This window comes from Carboxylicivirga mesophila (assembly GCF_018271975.1).
GTDB classification, from domain to species: Bacteria; Bacteroidota; Bacteroidia; order Bacteroidales; family Marinilabiliaceae; genus Carboxylicivirga; species Carboxylicivirga mesophila.
Genome location: NZ_JAGUCN010000005.1, coordinates 18,139 through 36,776, shown reverse-complemented (window position 1 = coordinate 36,776; position 18,638 = coordinate 18,139). Strand labels below are relative to the sequence as shown.

Genomic DNA, 18,638 nt, shown 5'->3' with positions numbered 1-18,638 from the left:
CTCGAAGTAATCGGGAGGAGTTCAAGGAGTTACCATAGAAAATTAAAATATATACAGATGAAACTAAAATATTTTTTTCCACTATTCATCGCAGCCCTTGCCTTTATGACAAGTTGTGACGATGAAGAAACAATGACCTTGCTTGATGAAATTCGGGTATCGTCATCGTTTGTCGCTATTCCTCAGGACGGAGGTTCTACATCTATTACTGTAACGGCTAAGGATAGCTGGACTGCAGAAAAAGTTACAACCGATAAAGATGATGTTGAATGGTTAACCATCTCTTCAACCTCGGGAGGTGAAGGTGAATCAGAAATTACCTTTTCCGCTTCATCGGCTTTAGATGGTCGCACTGCAGAGGTGTTAATCTTCACTGAAGCAGAAACGCAAAGAATTAATGTTATTCAAGGCCTGCCACAAATATCGTTAGCAACCGTTGCTGAAGTGCTTGAAGCTCCAGATGGGAAAAATTTCCGGGTGTCGGGTGTTTGTACTGGCATTAGTAATACCTTATACGGAAACTGGTATTTAGAAGATGAAACGGGTAGTGTTTACATATATGGTACGCTTGACGAGAAGGGTGGAGAAAAGAATTTTCTGAGCCTTGGTCTTGAAGTTGGAGATGAAGTAACGATTGAAGGGCCAAAGTCGTCTTACAAGGGTAATCCTCAAATGGTGAATGTAACGGTTATTGAAATCAATAAATCACTTGTGAAAGTTGATTCGGTTGAGAACGCTGAGCTTCCTGTAGAAGGAGGCGAATTTATTGCATACTTAACCTGCAAGGGAGAGGGTGTATCAGTAGAAATTCCTGAAGATGCGAAGTCTTGGTTATCTATTTCATCCATCCAGTCAGCCGGCACCAATAGTGTTGTCACATTCAAAGCCGAAGCTAATGAAGGAGGAGATCGCGAAACACTTCTTACATTCAGCACTACTGATGGCACTAAAAACTATACTGCTGAAACAACGCTTAGCCAAAAAGGAGCCATTGTAAATGCTACAGTAGCAGAGTTTCTTGCAGCCGAAGTGGGCAATACACAATATCGATTGGAAGGAGTTATTACAGATATTGCCAATACTACCTATGGCAATTTATACTTGCAGGATTTCTCTGGGGAAACCTACGTTTATGGTATTGAAGATTTCGGAGATAAAGGTTTGAAGGTAGGTGATATTATCACTCTAGTTGGAAAGCGTGGCGAGTATCAAGGAAATCCACAAATGGTTGGTGCCGTATTGGAAAGTGTTATTCCTGTTACTCCGGTTACAATTACGGAATTTCTGGCGAAAGAAGAGTCCAACGACACTTACTATATGGTAAGCGGTGATATAACACAAATTACTAATGATACATATGGTAATTTATATTTAAATGATGGCGTTAGTGAGATATATGTGTATGGCTGTTACCCTGGCTGGGGTGCAAGCGGTGATGACCGAAAAGGATTGTTAGCAGCAAAAGGTATTGTGGTTGGTGATGAACTAACTATAATTGGTATAAGGAGTAGCTACAACGGGCAAGACCAACTTGGAAATGGTATTTATTTCAGCCATGTAAGTGCTAACTAGAGAATATTCTATAAATATTAATAAACCGCAGTCAGCTCGATTGCGGTTTATTTTTTTATGTACCGCGCATATAGTCTTGACTTTGTCTTATTGAGTTTATATACATTGATTATAACCATATGATCCAGATAAATCTGGTTGATATGACAGGTAAGGTAGTTGTTTCCAAAACGGAAGCTGTAATCAGTCATACGAAAACACCCCTTTAGGTGAGTCATCTGAAGCAAGGTATCTACTTTTTATGAATTAATATTGAAGGAAACTTAATCAATAGAAAAGTCATTATTCAGTAATAAGACAAAGAACTTATTCATGAGGCTGCTTCATTAGAGGTGGCCTTTGTTTTTACACATATATGACCTTTGCAGGGAGGCAAAATGTCCACATCCTTCTACAAATGTTTTAGCCACTTTATTTTTTGAATTATTACTTTGAGTTGTAATTTGCAATTAATACACTTGCAACTAAAGCGGTTTAGTATGCAAAATATTTCATTGGAAGAACTGGCCGGAAAAGCCAAGGTATCAAAAACTACGGCTTCCTTAGTGCTTAATGGAAAAGGAGATAGGTACAAAATTAATAAGGATACACAGCAACGTATTCTTAGAGTAGCTGCCGAATATAATTATAGACCCAATTTTTCAGCTCGCAGCCTTACAAAGGGGAGAACTATGACCATAGGATTGGTTGTGCCTAATATTGCGGATAGTTTTTACAGCAACATCGCATTTCAATTGGAGCAACAGTTGGCCAATACCGAGTATCAATTGTTGATGGGCAGCACCCGGGAAAACTCAGAACGGGAAGAAGCACTGATCAATACCTTTTTAAATCGCCAGGTTGATGCACTGATAGTGGCCACAACGCAGAAGAAACAAGCGTATATTGAACGTATTTATAATAGTGGTATTCCTGTTGTGTTGTTTGATCGTCATTATCCTAATTCACTATTGCCTCATGTGATAGTTGATAATTACAGGGGGATAAACAAACTGATTTATCATCTTCAGTCAAAGAGCCGAACAAACATTGGCTATATTGGTCTGGAGTTACAATTGGATGCCATCAAGGAACGACAGTTGGCCTACAATGACTGGATGAAGGCCACTTCATCGCCAGATTTTTTTCGAACGGTGCATTATGAGAATTATCAGGCAGAATGTGAAGGTGTGGTTAGTCAGTTGCTTCAAAACGGTGTTGATGCCTTACTTTTTGAAACACATTACCTGGCTTTAGAGGGGATTAAGTGTATGACGAGTAAGGGCTTTCATTGTCCAGATGATGTGAATGTAGTGAGTTTCGGTGATCATCAGGCATTCAGTGTATTTACCCCGGGCATTACAGTGGTTCATCAACCTGTTGCGCGAATTGCCGAGAACTGCTTAAAGTTGGTTTTTGAACAATTGAAAGAGGGCGGTCTGCAGTCATCAGGCGAAATAATTCTGGAGCCGAAATTAGTCATTCGAAATACTTGATATATAACTACTATAGCTAAATATAATTATTGAAATATAAATCTAATTACATGAAAAAGCGAATCATTTCATACTTATTGTGCCTGATGGTCCTGACCGGAGGCTTGGCACAATCTGTGACTGATAATGCAGCATTATCAGAGTTGGGTAAACGTGCAGATACTTTTATTGAAGGTTATCAGACCCACCATGAAAAAGGTCTGTTTCAGTACCATTCTTTGCTGGACGCCACCACCCCATCTTTACTATGCAGATCTAATACAGAGCCTATCGAATGGCAGTCAGCACCTGTGCCTGATAAGCTACATAGTAAGTACATTGATTTTCTATGGCTTGTCAGTCTGGATGCTGCTGAGCAAACGCCTGCCTTCTTTTTTTATATCAATAAACTAAAGCGCTTTAGTTTTACTCAGGGCAATGCGAAGAGCTGGCAGGTAGATGGAGAGAGTCAGTCTTATTTGAGTTATTACCATGTTTCGTCCGACCGCCATGGGGATACGCATGGTTATTTGCATGCTCGTATTCCGGCCAGCTGGGTGAAGGCTGGTGAGCCTGTTGAATTTAAGATAGCCGGGGATGGGAAGGGCACTAATGAATGGATTCAGGTGTATCGCGAACAGGAGATTTGTAAGTATTTATACAATAAAGCATCACGTGAGAACAGTGTTGCCATCCATTTGAAAAGCGATCAAATTAGTGTGAAGGCTGGTAAGGAAATGGCTGCTATAATGGTCAGGCTAACTCTGGATGGCGATGTTTTTGACCAAAAGCTTAATAATAAGGGAGAGGCAACCTGGTCAGTACAGAAACAAGTTGCAACATATTCATCTTGGCAATTGGAAATGAATAGTCAAGCAGTATTTGGAGGTGTACTTCATCAGAACAATGAAAGCTATTATATAGCAGGGCAAAAAGGACTGATGAAGCACATCGATATTATTAATGAGCCTGGTATCATTAAAATAATGGCCCAAAGCGTCTATCAGCCTAAGATGGTGGATAAGCTAATTGAATTATCGGAGTCAAAACTGGCTACGGGAACGATTTGCCTAATGAATTCCAGTCATCAAGACATAGCCTGGATGGACGATGTAGAGAAGTGCATTGTTGAGCGTGATACGATGCTTTTATCACCTCTGGTGCAGGATGGACTGGCTGCCGAGAACTACAGCTTTGATATTGAAGATGCCTTGATGATTGAAGAATATTTGATGCGGCATCCTGACAGAAAGGGTGATATATTAAAATTACTGAAGCAAGGTAAAATAACAGTTGGCGCTACCTACATTCAACCGTATGAGGAGATGTATTCGGGTGAATCACTGGCGCGTCAGTTCTATTTTGGTAAGAAATGGCTGCAGGATGAGTTGCAGGGCTATTCAGCAGATACCTATTGGAATGTGGATGTGCCTGGCAGAACCATGCAAATGCCGCAATTAATGCTTAAAGCTGGTGTGCCTAATCTGGTAATAAGTCGTCAGGCAAAAGGTGTTTATGGTTGGGCATCACCCGATGGCTCAATGGTGAGGGCTTATTCATCAGGCCATTATAGTCTGGATTATAATGGTATTAATCGCAACTTTTTTGATGCTGCGGCTTATATTGCCGATGCTGTGTTATTCTGGAAAGATGGCTACAATGATGTAAATGCCAATGAAGCGGTAATGCCTATTTTATCGGATTATGATATGAGTCCTGCTAAGGATTACTCACAGCTGATGGAGCAATGGGCCGCCATTAAGTATATTGAAGGTGCTGACGGACGGATAAAGCCCATTCAGCTGCCTGCCATTGAGCTGACCAGCACAGCGCAGTTTATGGAGCGAATCGCGAATAATACGGAATCATTGAATGTTATTAAGGGAGAGCGTCCTGCATTGTGGCTGTATATTCATGGTCCATCGCATCAGAAAGCTATAAAAGCAAGTCGGGAGGGCGATCAGATGATGGTAAATGCCGAGCAGTTTGCAGTACTGGATGCTGTTACAAAAGGTTCCTTTGCCAATTACCCCGGCGAGAAGCTGAATGAGGCCTGGAAAGCGAAGATTTATCCTGACCACGGATGGGGCGGTAAAAATGGTGATATCACCGATGCTATTTTCGAAGCAAGCTATCAGAAAGCCCTTCACCTGGCCAATGCCATTGCTGATGAAGCCATCAATAATGTGGCTGGCCGGATTAAATTCAGGAAAAAGGGAGTGCCCATCGTTCTGTTTAATAGTTTGAGCTGGGAGCGTCAGACACCAGTGGAGGCCGACCTCAATCTGCACGAACTGGCTGTTAGTGGTCTAAACCTGACCGATAGTGATGGCAACAGCATCCCGTTCCAAATAGTTGAGTACAATACCGATGAACAGGGCCATGTTCAAAAAGTAAAAGTGGAATTTATTGCCCATGTGCCGGCACATGGCTATGCCTCCTATTATGCTGTAGCATCTAACACCTTACCGCCAGTTACTGATAAAAAGGAATTGAACACATTGGAAACCGCTTTCTACAATATTGAAATGGGCCGTGGCGGACTGAGCAGTGTTACCGATAAAGTGACAGGTAAAGAGTTATTTGATACCAGCGAATTTCTGGCAGGTGATATTTTCTCATTGCAATCAGAGGGAAACGGAGCAGGCGAATTTGTGCAGGTACAGCAACCCACATTGGAAGGCTTTGAGCAGCTAAGTGCTCATAAGCCACAGTGGCAACTGACGGCTAATGGAAAGGTTTATGCCCAGTGGGAATTACGACAGCCACTTAAGCATGCTGTGGCTCAGCTGACGGTGAAAGTGTATAAAGAGTTACCGCGAATAGATTTTGATGCGGATATCGTGAACTGGGATGGTGAGATGTTCCGTGAGTTCAGAATGGCATTTCCTTTGGCAGAAGCATTCAGGCAGGTTGCCTACGAGGTACCTTATGGAATTTTACGTGTTGGCCAGGACGAGATGCAGGGGCCGGCAGGTGGCGAAGCGGGTGGATTAATATATAGCACACCTTGTGAAGATATTCATCCGCGAGGTATAATGAACTGGATAGGTGCCTACAATGATGAACTGGCATTATCAGTTTCATCGTCGGTGGTGGCAGCCGACTATCTGGATGTCAAACAACCAGGCAAATTGACTATCCAGCCTATTCTTTTTGCATCGCGCCATAGCTGCCACTGGGAGGGAAATCCTTACCCGCAAACGGGTAATCATCATTTCCACTTTTCCTTATCAACATCTAAACCTGATTTGGCGGAGATGAACCGAAATGGTATTGCTAATAACACACCCTTATTGGTTGTGGTAAACCCCGAAAGAAGTAAAAAAGGTAATTTACCAGAGTCATTGTCACTATTGAAGGTGTCGGATCCGGATGTGGTAATCTCTGCCATCAAAAAGGCCGAAGATAATGATGATATCGTTATCAGACTGTATAAAACAGGCCAGTCTAGTCAGCCAGTGGTTTTAACGGGTATGAAATCCATTGCTAATGCTTCTAAAACCAACCTGATTGAAGAGAAAACTGGAAGTCTGCAGTCAAAGGACAGGGATGTTGAGTTACCGTTGAAGAATTACGAAATTGAAACTATTCGTTTGTCATTTGACTAATCAATTATTCTATTAAAGTATACAACAAAGGCTGCCTCATCCGAAGCAGCCTTTGTTTTTACTGATTAATATCCTAATCTTAGTTCTTATGTCTATTGTCTAATAGTTTAATTTCTAAAACTTCTCATCGTATTTGGTCCACAGGTCATCGCCAATTTGCCAGGCAGTATTCACTACCTTATTACCCCAGTCGATGGTGTAGCGTGTTAAATGCGCAATGGTCTGTTTAGTGCCCATGCTCATGGCTGCTAATTCTGTTTCACGCTGTTTGGCAAATATCTCTTCCTGAAGAGGAAGCAGTACCTTATCCACATCGTGGCGGGCATCGTTCCAGCGCAAGGCAGCCAGTGTGCTCATGCGGTTAAAGGCCCACCAGGCCGAGTTACGATTGAAACCGTTACGTCCGGGAGCTTTGTATGATTCAGGAAGGTCGGTTACGCTGCAGTAAATTGGAATATATACAGAGGTAGCTATATTATCCTGTGCCATCCATACTAATCCTCCAATTTCATCAGGTAGCCAGTCTCTGCTTTGTGTAATGGTACCGTACATGGTGTACCAGCGTGCAATGGTGCGCTCGCCCAGCTTTCCCCAACCTCCTTCAATGTTATGCAGGTCGTACTTGTCGTATGGCATAAACGGATTGGCATAAGGGTGAGGAATGGTGTCGCCATCTTCCGTCACTTTTTTCAAATGTCCAACCATATCGTAAGGCGTACCTTCGTAATAATCTTTAAATAGTTCAATCATCTTATGCAGTGTCACCTTTTGCTCTGGCTCAACTGAGAATGGGTAGTCCATGGCCTCCGGGTCCAATTCTAATGAAGGAGCTACCATACTAAGTATTCGCCATTCGCGTCGCCGGCTGGCCATTGATTCACGGCTTTCGGGCGCATAGGCATAGGCAAAGCGGAAAGGCTCCTCTAATGGGTTCCACCAGGCACTGTCTTTAGCCATGTCAAACAGGTTGTCTGAATACATAAAGTTTTTGGTATCTGTCGTATCAACTTCCAGTATGCGGGCTGCGTTGGCATTAACGCTTACATGGTTGTCAGGAACTCGCTGAGCTACCCACATGGCGCCTACCTTATCTTTACCCGGACCAACGATTTCAAAATGCCATACTTCCTTTTTGTCAGCTATGGTTAGACATTCGCCCCAGTCACGGTAGCCGTACTTCTTGGTTAAATCACCGGCCATCTTAATGGCTTCGCGGGCCGTGGTGCAGCGCTCCAGCATCAGCTGAATCAGACGCTGACAATCAATCAGGCCTTTTCCCGAAACCAAAGACTCCCGGCCTCCAAAGGTCGATTCGCCAATGGCCAGTTGCTTGGTGTTCATGCAGGGGTAAGCAGAATTGATATAGCCATACGTTTTTCGTACCTGGGGAATTTCACCCACCGGTGTATGCTTGTATGCAGGCATTTTACGGCTATCATCTTTTTCGCGGCTATACATGGTAACCATGTCTCTTCGGCCGTGCTTTTGTTCAGGTACAATATTCATCCATGAGCGTGTCCGGTGGCTGTCGTCAGTATGTGAGGTCATCACCGATCCATCAAAAGTGGCATTTTTTCCTACTGTAATGGTGGTACATCCTTCGGGTACACCGCCTTCCCAATCGGCTTTTATCTGTGCGTTCAATCCCTGTGCAACCAGAGTCAACAGCAGGGTAAGAGAAATAGTTATTTTCATTGGTACATTCGTTTTTGAGGTTTTACAAAAATATAAAAATGAATGAGCCTGCATATTGAAATGGTACGTTTTATTCATGTCTGCAGAAGAGTTCTCTACTATTATAGCATCGTTCGGCCTCAACCAATAACTGTACTTCAAGAGGTTTTTTTAACTTTGTTTGTATCACATCAACTTAATGATATTAGAATATGAAGAAGGTTTTAAAAATAACGGGCGGAATTATTTTGGGTTTAATCGTATTGATGATGGTTTTGCCTGCATTATTCAAGGGGAAAATCGAAAAACTGGTAAAGGAGCAGATTAATACGAATGTAAATGCCAGAGTGGATTATACCGACTTCTCATTGTCGTTGATTAAAAACTTTCCGAATATCACTATCGGTATTGATGGTTTATCGGTTGTTGGCAACGTACCGTTTGAAAAGGATACTTTGGTGTATCTGGATAAATTTTCGGGAAAAGTAGGATTATTTGGGGCATTGGCCGGCGAGATTGAAGTAAAATCGGTGCTGCTATCAAATGTGCTTGTGAATGCACTGGTTCTGGCTGATTCAACAGCTAACTGGGATATAGCAAAAGGCTCAGAAGAAGTAGTGATGGAGGAAGAAGAAAGCGAAGCCTCTGCCTTTAAAGTGGTGTTACAGTCCTTTGTGATTGAGAATGCCAATATCCGTTATGTTGATCAAACTGCTAATATGCAGTCGGAGATTAAAGGCTTTAACCTGTCTTTATCTGGTGATATGTCGGCGCAGCAAACCAACCTCGAAATCCAAAGTGATATTGCTCAGCTGATGTTTGATTACGATGGTATTAAATATGTGAATAAGGCATCCCTTGGGTTAAAAGCAGGTATTGGTGCCGATTTAGAAAATATGATATTTTCTTTCCTCGAGAATGAACTTTCAGTTAATGGTTTGGTACTAAAACTAGATGGTTCGGTGGCAGTCAAGGAAAAAGGGTATGGGCTCGACCTGAAAATGGGCACAACGAAAACTGATTTTAAATCACTCTTAGCACTGGTTCCTGAGGAATTTTTAAAGGATTTTGAAGGGCTCCAAACACAAGGTACTATGCACGTAGATATGGTTGTGAAAGGTGATTACATTGATGAAGAGCATCTGCCGGCTTTTACTTTAGATTTAGGAGTTGAAAATGGTATGATACAATATCCGGATTTACCAGAATCGATTGATAATATTAATGTGGCCTTACTGGTTAAGAATGTGGGAGGCAGTGCTGATTTAACCGAGACAGAGTTGAAACAGTTTCATTTCGAAATAGCCCAAAATCCATTTGATGCCTCTTTTAAGGTGCGTAATCCAATTTCTAATCCTCAGTTTGATAGCCGCGTAGTTGGTCGAATCGACTTGAATTCCTTAGCCAATGCCATTCCGCTCGATAGTTTCGAAATAAAAGGTCTGATTGAAACAGATTTTGCCATTGCCGGCGATTATGCAATGATCGAATCTGAGAATTATGAGCAGATTAATGCCCGTGGTGAACTGGCGCTAAATAATTTCTCATATCAGGGTGCAGATATGTCTTTACCGGTGTTTATTAAGCAGTCGGTAATGAGTGTTAATCCACGCTCTGTCAGGCTCGAATCATTTGATTGTCGTATTGGAAAAAGTGATTTTAATCTTAAGGGCTCATTAGATAATTACCTGGCGTATGCCTTAAAGGATGGTACCCTAAAAGGCTCACTAACTCATTACTCAAAACTTATCAATACCAACGAGTTGTTAAAAATGGCCGGCAGCGAAGATGAATCTGCTTCTGAGGCAGGAGAAACGGAAGTGGTAGAGGTACCCAAGAACCTTGATTTTGTATTTCAATCGCAGGTGGAGCAGCTGGTGTATGATAAACTTGATATTTACCGGGCCAATGGTAAAATTACCGTTCGCAATGGCGTTGTTAAGCTCGATGGATTAAAAATGCGTTTACTGGATGGCTCGCTTGCGATGACAGGCGAATATAATACGGCTGATATGCAGAAACCTTTTGTGGATTTCGCCTTCGAAGGAGCCGATTTGGATTTAAACATGGCTGCTAATTCTTTTAGTGTGGTTGATTCATTATTGCCGCTCGCCAAAAATACCGTTGGTAAGGTGTCACCTAAATTTAAATACAACAGTTTATTGAGCAGGAATGCAAAGCCTGTGATGGCCACTGTGAATGGTGGCGGTTGGTTGCGTTCACAAAAGGTAGAAGTTTCGGGTTCTAAGATTCAAAATTCTTTGGCATCAACCTTAAACAATGAGAGCTATCGCACGATGCGTGCCGAAGACCTCAATATCAACTTTATCCTGGATAAAGGGAACGTTATTGTAAAGCCATTCAAGACAAAAGTGGGAGGCAAAATGGTTGAAGTGCAAGGAGTGCAAGGACTTGATCAATCAATTGATTACAAAATAACAATGCCGGTAAGCCGCAAGGAAGTGGCTAAAATGGCCGGTTCATTTGGATTTTCACTGCCAACATCGGGTGATGACCTTATCGTGGATGTACTCGTAAAAGGAACTGTACAAGAGCCTCAATTGAGCTTTGGTCTTGATAAAGCCAAAAAGCAGATCGAAAAGGATTTGAAGAAGGAAGGTGAAAACCTGCTCAAGAACCTTCTCAAAGGCTTTTAAGCCCTTCGGATAGTTGTATGTGGGAGAATCGAAGAGGCAGATGATAGGTTTTTACTGGTGGCAAAAAGCTGATATCTCATAAATAAGTGCATTAACCTTTGGTTTTGGTGCATTAATGGAATCTATTTTCGTTTTAAGTGACTATGCATTTACTTTAAGTGACAGAAGTAACTTTTCAGGAAAACTAATACTCTTTGGATGAAAGTAGTCGTACTGGCTCCGGTGGTTGACAACAACCCTCGATTAGCTCTTCATACAGCACAGCTTTCTGCTGCCGTTGGGCAGCTTGGTAATGATAATTTAACAATTGAAACCATTACTTTTTCAAATGGTTTATCCGATAGCAGCCTTTTAATTTTTGATAAGCATTGTTTGTCTGATTATCAATTGGCAGCAGAGTTAATTAATACACGCTTTGATGTGTGCTTATTGCAATATGCCTCTGCGGCTTTTGGAGGAAATGGAGGTGTCAATATACTGAATCTTGTAAGTCAGCTGAAGGTGCCGCTGGTAACAATTGTGCATAAGGTTGAAAATGAGCCGTGCAGACAAGAGAAGGCAATTATGGGTTTCCTGGCTAAGCGCTCAGAGCGTATACTTACCTTTAGCCAACTGGGCGTTGAGTTTCTGGAGCATTACTATAAAATAAACAGGGATAAGTTGTTACGGCATTCTATTGGCATAACAGCTTTTACACCCATGATGCCCGAAGAAAGGACAGAATTAATTGAAGCAGATTGTTCAAAACTCATATTGGCTTGTGGTGAAATGACTGCCTCATCGGGTTTTGAGACCATCATTAACGCCTTACCAGTAGTGCAAAAAAGCAATCATGGTACTAAATTGTTAATTGTTAATGCCAGTACCTCAGGCAGGCTGACTGACGAATATATTAAATCGCTGATGCGATTAGCCATGCAAAGAGGCGTGTTGTCATCCGTAAAGATTATTGATTGGCACTCTGTTGGTAATAATATGGAACGATTGATGCATAGTGCTGATGTGTATGTTTCTGCGTGTATCGAAGAAAAACTTCTTGAAGATATTTATTTGAGCATGGCTGTTAACAGTGGTGCCGCCATTTTATCCACACCTACCTGGTTTGCTAGTGAACTATTAGATGAGCAAAAGGGTAACTTTTTCTCATTCAGGTCGGCCACAGAACTGTCATCGGAGCTGATGGCCATGCTTCGTAATAAAAATGAGGTGCAACGCTATCGCGAAAATGCAACGCTATATGGTGCTCAACATACGAGTGATTTGGTCACTAAAAAACTCTTGGAGCTTATTTATACGGTTAAAGGAAGGCCTGTTGAACCAATTAAGAGTGCATTTGAGTTGGCTTATCTCCCAGAACTTAATTTACAACATATTCAATCACTGGAGAATAATCTGGGTTACCTTAAGCAGACCTTGTATGGAGTCGCCGATCTAGGAGGGGGCTATTGTTTGAGGTCAAATGCTTTGGCTCTTGAAGTATTTACGAATGCTTACATGTCTGTTTCCGATGATATTTATCTACAAGGAATTAAGAAATGCTTATCATTTATTCAACTCGTGCTAAATGATACTAAAACTGCTAGCACATCGAATAGTTATGCAGGTGAATTAAAGCATCAATGCTCTGGATTAGCTCTGGGGCAGACAATTAGTTCATTGGGTGTATTGTATGCTTCCGATGTGGATGCTGGCATTAAGGATATGGCCTATGGTCTGTTCCTCGATATTTCTCAGCGAGTTGAACTTAATGGAGCTAATGCATTGGCATTAGGCGTTATTGGACTAACTAAAGTGCTTAATACAGAACATGGACATCAGGAGTTTGAGGATCTGCTCAAAAAGTGGAGTGCACACCTCCAAGGGCTTTTCCCAGCCGACAAAATTCAAAACTGGCAATGGCATGCCGATGAGTTGGGTTCGCAGTTGGGGCTTGTGCCTTATGCGTTATTGTGTGCTTATGAGCTCTTGCATGATGAAGCCTTATTGACTCTAGCCAAAAGGGCTTTGCGCTTTGTAGAGAAGATGGTTTTGGCCGAAGACAGGTTTATTCCGAAGGTGGCAGGTGTCGCAAAAGGAGAGGCAAAGGCTAAAGCGTCAGCAGATCAGAATGCTATTGAAGGTGTTTGGATGGTCAAAGCTTTTGCCAAGCTGTTTGTGATTGCTGATGATGCACGTTGCTTAAGAAAAGCATGGCAAGTGCATTCATGGTACCTGGGTGATAATACAATTGGTAAATGTTTGTATGATTCCCAAACTGGCGGATGTTACAGTTCTTTGTCTGGTAGAAGTATTAACCCTCAAATGACACTTGAAGCTACCAGTGCTTACTGGTTGTCGCACTATGCTTTATGTGAGTTGTATTATGCTCAACTTTTTGCTGAGTAGAAATAAAAAAAAGCCTGACTTAAACAAGTCAGGCTTCTTATCACCATTATATAATGGCTTAGCTTCTTTTCTCTTTGATACGAGCTTTTTTACCACGAAGACCACGTAAATAGTACAACTTAGCACGACGAACTTTACCTTGACGTAATAGTTCAACTTTCTCGATAAAAGGTGAATTGAATGGGAAGATACGCTCAACACCTACGTTGTTAGATACTTTTCTAACTGTGAAACGCTTGTTGTTTCCCTGACCTTTGATTTGGATAACTACGCCTTTAAATACCTGAATACGTTCTTTGTTACCCTCTTTAATTTTGTACGATACTGCGATGTTATCACCAGGACCGAAATCAGGCATCTCAACTCCGCCTTCAAAAGCGGCTTCGGCTACTTTAATTAAATCCATTTTTTGGAAATTTTATTGGATTAAACTTTATTCACGCAATATTACATGACTCCCTCGTTCAGTAAGAGATTACGTGAAATCGGCTGCAAAAATAGTGTTTCTATCTTTAAAATAAAAAACTTAGCGCGCTTTTTTAGGGTTGTTATTACTCTTTTTCTGTTTGTTCAGGATTGTTTGTTGACTGCGAACTGCGGGTGAAGAAGCCAACTATCAAATCTCTGAACGATACCGCCAGGGGTGTCAACCAACTACTTACCAGAAAGGGAACCAGTCTCATTGGGTTTAAGAATGATACCAGCTCAATATACCGCAATTCTAACTTTTTTTCAGATAGCCTTATCTGGTAATAGAGCTTCATCTTTTCGCTCTCAAAGTCTTCAAAGGACTTGATGTGATTATAGGAATTTCTACTTAGATTCATCGTATTGCGTGTATTTAGGGAAAAATAGTTGAACAAATGACTGGATGATAGGTCGTTGAATAAGTACCTTGCGCATAGCATAAAATAAAAGGGCTATAAGCAGATAAAAGCCAGCAACTATAAAAAATCCAACTCCTTTGCCCTCAAACAAATCATTGAGCCAGAAAGCTACTGCCAGTGATATAAACAACAAAACGAAAAAGAATAAATAAAACAATCCCATTTTAATGAGCATGCCCGAAAAAAAACGAGATAGGTTTTCAGCGGTATGAAGTTTGGCTAAATCTAAACGAGCGTTAACATATTCTTCAAACTCATCTTTAACTTCATTAATTTCTTCAGATAGATGTTCCTTCATGATGTGTGTTAATAAAATACCCCGAAAAGTAACTTTCCGGGATATTAGGTTGAAATAGATTTTTCAGAGCTAGTTGGCTCCATGGCTTGGTTCAAGATTCTTTTTGTACTCATTGATGAGATTTTCAATCTTTTTCTCAATTTCATTCATCTTAACTTTCATCTCTTCTTTAAGCTCGCCACCTTTTACTTTCACCTTTTCGCGAAGTTGCTGTAATTCGGTTTCCATTTCCTTAATTTTAGCTTTAACCTGATCCCTAGTTTCTTTGCCAGTTTGTGGCGCGTAAAGTAAAGCTAATGAGGCCCCCAGAGCTGCTCCGGTAATTAAACCTCCTAAAAATAATCCAGTATACTTCATGGCCTATAATTTTAAGGTTATTAAAGTTTATAAGGTACAAAAGCTTATTTAAGTTGTCAATTTATTTAATGTACCAAATCCATACGTTCGTGGAAAGATAATGATAAATCATCGGCTTTTATTATTATCTGTTTACTTTCTGTAAATTCATTTTGTGATAAAGTTATAACTTTACAAGCATGTTTATAATACAGGTATAATTTGTAAAAAATAAAGCCGAGTATTTTGGTTATATTGAGATTACGCCGGATGGCTAACCTTGTGTTGTGATTGAGGTAAGGTAATATAAGATATTAAAAGAGAGTTATTAATGGCTTTAAATAGTGCAATAGAAACGGAAGAAAGAGAAGAATTACGACTGGCTTATAAGCGCCTATTGGTGGCGTGTAAGCCAATGATGGAAAAGGACGATATTGGCTTGATTCGTAAAGCTCTGAATATTACAGCTACTCATGATGCCGGTGTAGCGCGTAACGAAGGTGGAGAACTTAAGGTGGTTGAAGCGATTGAAGTAGCTCTTGTTGTTGTTAATGAGCTTGGTTTAAGCCGTATTGCCGTTATTGGAGCGCTTTTATACGATGCTGTGCTGAATGGTGCTGTCACGAGTGACGAGGTTGAGAGCACCTTTGGGAAACAAGTGGCTCTGATAACCCGTGGCTTGGTTAAGGTTGGCGAGTTATACAATAAAAATACCTCCATTGAAAATGATAATTTCAGAAAGCTGCTGTTAACATTTGCCGAAGATATACGTGTTGTCTTGCTCATAATTGCTAATCGATTAAGAACAATGCGTCAGTTGGCTTTGTACAGTGCCGATGATCAACAGCGTATCAGCAGCGAGGTTGCTTATTTATATGCACCTATGGCTCATCGTTTAGGCTTGTACAACATCAAGTCCGAAATGGAGGATTTGGTGATGAAGTTTACTAACCGTGAGATGTACTCTTTTATTGCCAAAAAGCTTAATGAAACCAAGCGAGCGCGTGATAAGTACATCCGTGAGTTTATCGAGCCACTCGAGAAACAACTTAAAAAACAAGGATTGAAATTTGAAATAAAGGGGCGTACAAAGACGATTCATTCCATCTATAATAAAATCAAGAAACAAAATACCGAATTTGAAAATGTATATGACCTTTTTGCTATACGGGTAATTCTGGACAGTGAGTTGGAAAAGGAAAAGGCAGAGTGCTGGCAGGTCTATTCGGTAGTCACTGATAAGTATCAGCCTAATCCAAGCCGTTTGCGCGATTGGATATCTGTTCCAAAGTCAAATGGCTATGAATCATTGCATACAACTGTATTAGGGCCCGAGAACAAGTGGGTGGAAGTGCAGATACGGACGGAACGCATGAATGAAGTCGCCGAAAAAGGCCTGGCTGCTCACTGGAAGTATAAAGGACACAAAGGAGAGAAGGGCATGGATGAGTGGTTGTCAAATGTGCGTGAAATCCTTGAAAATCCTGAGCTTAATGCAGTTGACTTCATTGATGACTTTAAGCTGGATTTATACGATGAGGAAGTATTTGTTTTTACGCCTAAAGGAGATCTTCGACGCCTAAAGAAAGGTGCTACTGTTTTGGATTTTGCTTTTGAAATCCACTCCGAAGTAGGGAAGAAATGCATTGGTGGCCGCGTGAATAATAAGAATGTACCCATTAAGTACCAACTTCAAAATGGCGATCATGTAGATATTCAAACGGCCAACAACCAGGCACCCAAAAAAGACTGGCTCAATATTGTGGTAACTTCCAAGGCTAAGTCGAAGCTTAAACAGGCACTGCGTGATATTGAGTACAAAGAAGCAGAGCTTGGTCGTGAGATGTTAATAAGAAGGCTAAAGAATTGGAAATATGAACTAACTGACCAGCTACTTAATCAAATGGTTAAAGGGTTTGGCTATAAGACTGTTCAGGATTTTATGCGTTCAATAGCCATTGATAAAATCGATTTTTCGCGCATTAAGGAGTTTATCATTAACCTGGAGAAGAAAGAGGAAGAAGGAACGGAGTCCGACAAAGAACGCAGTGCTGAAAACTTTGTGGCTGGTAAAGAAGATTTGCCCGATGATGATGTGTTGATGATTGACAAAAGCCTTACGAATGTAGATTATAAGCTGGCCAAGTGTTGTAATCCTATCTTCGGGGACGATATTTTTGGTTTTGTGGCATCAATGGGAGGTATAAAAATTCATCGTCGAACATGCCCTAATGCACTTGATATGCACACTAAGTTTGGATATCGTATTGTTAAGGCGCAATGGACCAGCGGTTCGGATGCAAATTACCAGGCAACGCTCAAAATAACCGGTGTTGATGATATTGGAATTGTTACCAATATTTCTCAGGTTATCTCTAAGGAAATGAAAATTAAAATTCGTTCCATGGCAATTGATTCGCATGAAGGTATTTTTGAAGGAACACTCACTGTTTTTGTTGATAATACCAATAGTCTGACCACTTTGATTAAGAAAATTAAAAACATTAAAGGGGTCTATACAGTATCCCGTGTAGGCGCCTAAAAATAAAGGGTTTTTAAGGTTAATTGAGTTGATTATTTTCTTTTTTTAAGTTAACTTTTTTGAAAAAGTAACTGACCTTCTAAACGATTACGCCATGGAAGAAAAAATCATCACTTTAGCCGTATTATCCTTTGAACGGGCGCATATACTTAAAACATTGCTTGAAGCCGAAGGGATTGAAAGTTTCCTGGAAAATACCAACTTAATTCAGGGAGCAGTTTCCACAGGCGTTAAAGTTAGAATATCAGAATTCTCATTAGAAAGGGCAATGCCTGTATTAGAGGGAATGATGTTGGAAGAAATGGAACCTGTGGAGGTTGAAAGTATACCTCCTCGTATCCTGTTGCCGATCGACTTCTCCGATTACTCACGCAAAGCAGCTGAATTCGCTTTAGATTGGGCGCAAGAGCTAAATGCAGAGTTAACAGTGTTTCATACTTATTTTAATCCCATTATCAGTACAATGCCATTTTCAGATACCTTTGCCTATGAGGTGAATACCGAGGAAATGGTCATGGAACTGGAGGAAAAAGCCCGTGAAGGTATGGAGGAAATGAAAGCCTACCTGAACCAAAAAAATGAACAACTGGAAAAACCTGTTTCATTAAAGATGGAACTGGTAAAAGGCATTGCCGAAGATGAAATTGTGAAGTATAGCAAGGTGTACCGGCCGTTGGTTATTATAATGGGTACACGTGGTGCCGACCGTAAAGCAGCCGATCTGATTGGTAGTGTTACAGCTGAGGTGATGGAAACAGCTAAAGTCCCGGTATTAGCTATACCCGAAGATTTTGAATATACAGGTTTAGGCGCCCTTAAGAATATTCTATACGCCACCGACTTTCAGGAAGCTGATTTCAGATCACTAGAAAAACTGGAGCAATTGGTTCGCCCGTTAAAAATGATGGTTACGTGTGGGCATGTGAGTTCAAAAGAGCATTCGCAATGGGATGAAGTGCGGATGGCCGGTCTCAGAGAACACATTAAAGCAAATTATGATGAGAATCTGGTGAAGTGTGATTTAATTGAGCACGAAGACCTGTTCGTTGGAATAGAGAGCTATGTGAGGGATAATCATATTGATATGTTATCATTCACTCGCAGGCGTAGAAATCTAATCAGTCGTATTATCAATCCCAACCTTGCTAAGAAGATGCTGTTCCATTCTACCACACCATTATTAGTTTTTAACGATTAATTTTCTAATTTTAGGCAAACCAAT

At 41.0% G+C, this 18,638-nt stretch carries 12 protein-coding genes; 7 read left to right on the top strand and 5 right to left on the bottom strand.

The window, feature by feature from the left end:
• Positions 1 to 57: 57 nt before the first annotated feature.
• The 3 genes from KEM09_RS05950 (at position 58) to KEM09_RS05940 (ending at position 6,637) form a co-directional block, all read left to right on the top strand.
• Positions 58 to 1,572: a BACON domain-containing protein gene (locus KEM09_RS05950; protein ID WP_212226728.1), complete on the top strand. Its 1,515-nt coding sequence runs from the start codon at positions 58 to 60 to the stop codon at positions 1,570 to 1,572.
• 479 nt (positions 1,573 to 2,051) lie between these two features.
• Entirely contained in the window at positions 2,052 to 3,047 is a 996-nt protein-coding gene (locus KEM09_RS05945) for a LacI family DNA-binding transcriptional regulator (RefSeq protein WP_212226726.1), read from the top strand.
• A gap of 50 nt (positions 3,048 to 3,097) precedes the next feature.
• On the top strand, positions 3,098 to 6,637 hold the full coding sequence (locus KEM09_RS05940) for a glycoside hydrolase family 38 N-terminal domain-containing protein (RefSeq protein ID WP_212226724.1): 3,540 nt from the start codon (positions 3,098 to 3,100) through the stop codon (positions 6,635 to 6,637).
• A 114-nt stretch (positions 6,638 to 6,751) separates the two neighbouring features.
• Here the strand turns inward: KEM09_RS05940 and KEM09_RS05935 are convergent, their stop codons facing one another.
• The gene (locus KEM09_RS05935; protein ID WP_212226720.1) at positions 6,752 to 8,332 is read right to left on the bottom strand and encodes a dipeptidase; all 1,581 of its coding nucleotides are present in this window, start codon (positions 8,330 to 8,332) and stop codon (positions 6,752 to 6,754) included.
• A gap of 191 nt (positions 8,333 to 8,523) precedes the next feature.
• Here KEM09_RS05935 and KEM09_RS05930 point away from each other — a divergent pair, with 191 nt between their 5' ends.
• Both KEM09_RS05930 and KEM09_RS05925 read left to right on the top strand, forming a co-directional pair.
• Complete coding sequence (locus KEM09_RS05930; RefSeq protein ID WP_212226719.1) at positions 8,524 to 10,968, top strand: AsmA family protein; 2,445 nt, start codon at positions 8,524 to 8,526, stop codon at positions 10,966 to 10,968.
• Positions 10,969 to 11,166: 198 nt separating this feature from the next.
• Complete coding sequence (locus tag KEM09_RS05925) at positions 11,167 to 13,353, top strand: glycosyltransferase (protein WP_212226718.1); 2,187 nt, start codon at positions 11,167 to 11,169, stop codon at positions 13,351 to 13,353.
• A gap of 58 nt (positions 13,354 to 13,411) precedes the next feature.
• Here the strand turns inward: KEM09_RS05925 and rplS are convergent, their stop codons facing one another.
• From rplS to KEM09_RS05905, 4 genes are all read right to left on the bottom strand, one after another.
• Positions 13,412 to 13,759, bottom strand: a complete 348-nt coding sequence (gene rplS, locus KEM09_RS05920; RefSeq protein ID WP_212226716.1) for a 50S ribosomal protein L19 — start codon at positions 13,757 to 13,759, stop codon at positions 13,412 to 13,414.
• Positions 13,760 to 13,904: 145 nt separating this feature from the next.
• The gene (locus KEM09_RS05915; RefSeq protein WP_212226715.1) at positions 13,905 to 14,180 is read right to left on the bottom strand and encodes a hypothetical protein; all 276 of its coding nucleotides are present in this window, start codon (positions 14,178 to 14,180) and stop codon (positions 13,905 to 13,907) included.
• Positions 14,167 to 14,538, bottom strand: coding sequence for a phage holin family protein (locus KEM09_RS05910; protein WP_212226713.1), 372 nt, complete (start codon positions 14,536 to 14,538; stop codon positions 14,167 to 14,169). The genes KEM09_RS05915 and KEM09_RS05910 overlap by 14 nt, the downstream gene beginning before the upstream one ends.
• Positions 14,539 to 14,607: 69 nt before the next feature.
• Positions 14,608 to 14,895 (bottom strand): YtxH domain-containing protein, encoded by a 288-nt coding sequence (locus KEM09_RS05905; RefSeq protein ID WP_212226704.1) that lies wholly within the window; start codon positions 14,893 to 14,895, stop codon positions 14,608 to 14,610.
• 310 nt (positions 14,896 to 15,205) lie between these two features.
• On the opposite strand from KEM09_RS05905, the gene KEM09_RS05900 reads away from it, so the two are divergent.
• Complete coding sequence (locus tag KEM09_RS05900; protein ID WP_212226702.1) at positions 15,206 to 17,416, top strand: RelA/SpoT family protein; 2,211 nt, start codon at positions 15,206 to 15,208, stop codon at positions 17,414 to 17,416.
• A 94-nt stretch (positions 17,417 to 17,510) separates the two neighbouring features.
• The gene (locus KEM09_RS05895) at positions 17,511 to 18,614 is read left to right on the top strand and encodes a universal stress protein (protein ID WP_212226700.1); all 1,104 of its coding nucleotides are present in this window, start codon (positions 17,511 to 17,513) and stop codon (positions 18,612 to 18,614) included.
• Positions 18,615 to 18,638 lie beyond the last annotated feature (24 nt).

What these genes read in the sequence shown, in the direction of transcription:
- KEM09_RS05950 (WP_212226728.1), top strand. Translation starts at nt 58, where the DNA reads ATGAAACTAAAATATTTTTTTCCACTATTCATCGCAGCCCTTGCCTTT.
- KEM09_RS05945 (WP_212226726.1), top strand. Translation starts at nt 2,052, where the DNA reads ATGCAAAATATTTCATTGGAAGAACTGGCCGGAAAAGCCAAGGTATCA.
- KEM09_RS05940 (WP_212226724.1), top strand. Translation starts at nt 3,098, where the DNA reads ATGAAAAAGCGAATCATTTCATACTTATTGTGCCTGATGGTCCTGACC.
- KEM09_RS05935 (WP_212226720.1), bottom strand. Translation starts at nt 8,332, where the DNA reads ATGAAAATAACTATTTCTCTTACCCTGCTGTTGACTCTGGTTGCACAG.
- KEM09_RS05930 (WP_212226719.1), top strand. Translation starts at nt 8,524, where the DNA reads ATGAAGAAGGTTTTAAAAATAACGGGCGGAATTATTTTGGGTTTAATC.
- KEM09_RS05925 (WP_212226718.1), top strand. Translation starts at nt 11,167, where the DNA reads ATGAAAGTAGTCGTACTGGCTCCGGTGGTTGACAACAACCCTCGATTA.
- rplS (WP_212226716.1), bottom strand. Translation starts at nt 13,759, where the DNA reads ATGGATTTAATTAAAGTAGCCGAAGCCGCTTTTGAAGGCGGAGTTGAG.
- KEM09_RS05915 (WP_212226715.1), bottom strand. Translation starts at nt 14,180, where the DNA reads ATGAATCTAAGTAGAAATTCCTATAATCACATCAAGTCCTTTGAAGAC.
- KEM09_RS05910 (WP_212226713.1), bottom strand. Translation starts at nt 14,538, where the DNA reads ATGAAGGAACATCTATCTGAAGAAATTAATGAAGTTAAAGATGAGTTT.
- KEM09_RS05905 (WP_212226704.1), bottom strand. Translation starts at nt 14,895, where the DNA reads ATGAAGTATACTGGATTATTTTTAGGAGGTTTAATTACCGGAGCAGCT.
- KEM09_RS05900 (WP_212226702.1), top strand. Translation starts at nt 15,206, where the DNA reads ATGGCTTTAAATAGTGCAATAGAAACGGAAGAAAGAGAAGAATTACGA.
- KEM09_RS05895 (WP_212226700.1), top strand. Translation starts at nt 17,511, where the DNA reads ATGGAAGAAAAAATCATCACTTTAGCCGTATTATCCTTTGAACGGGCG.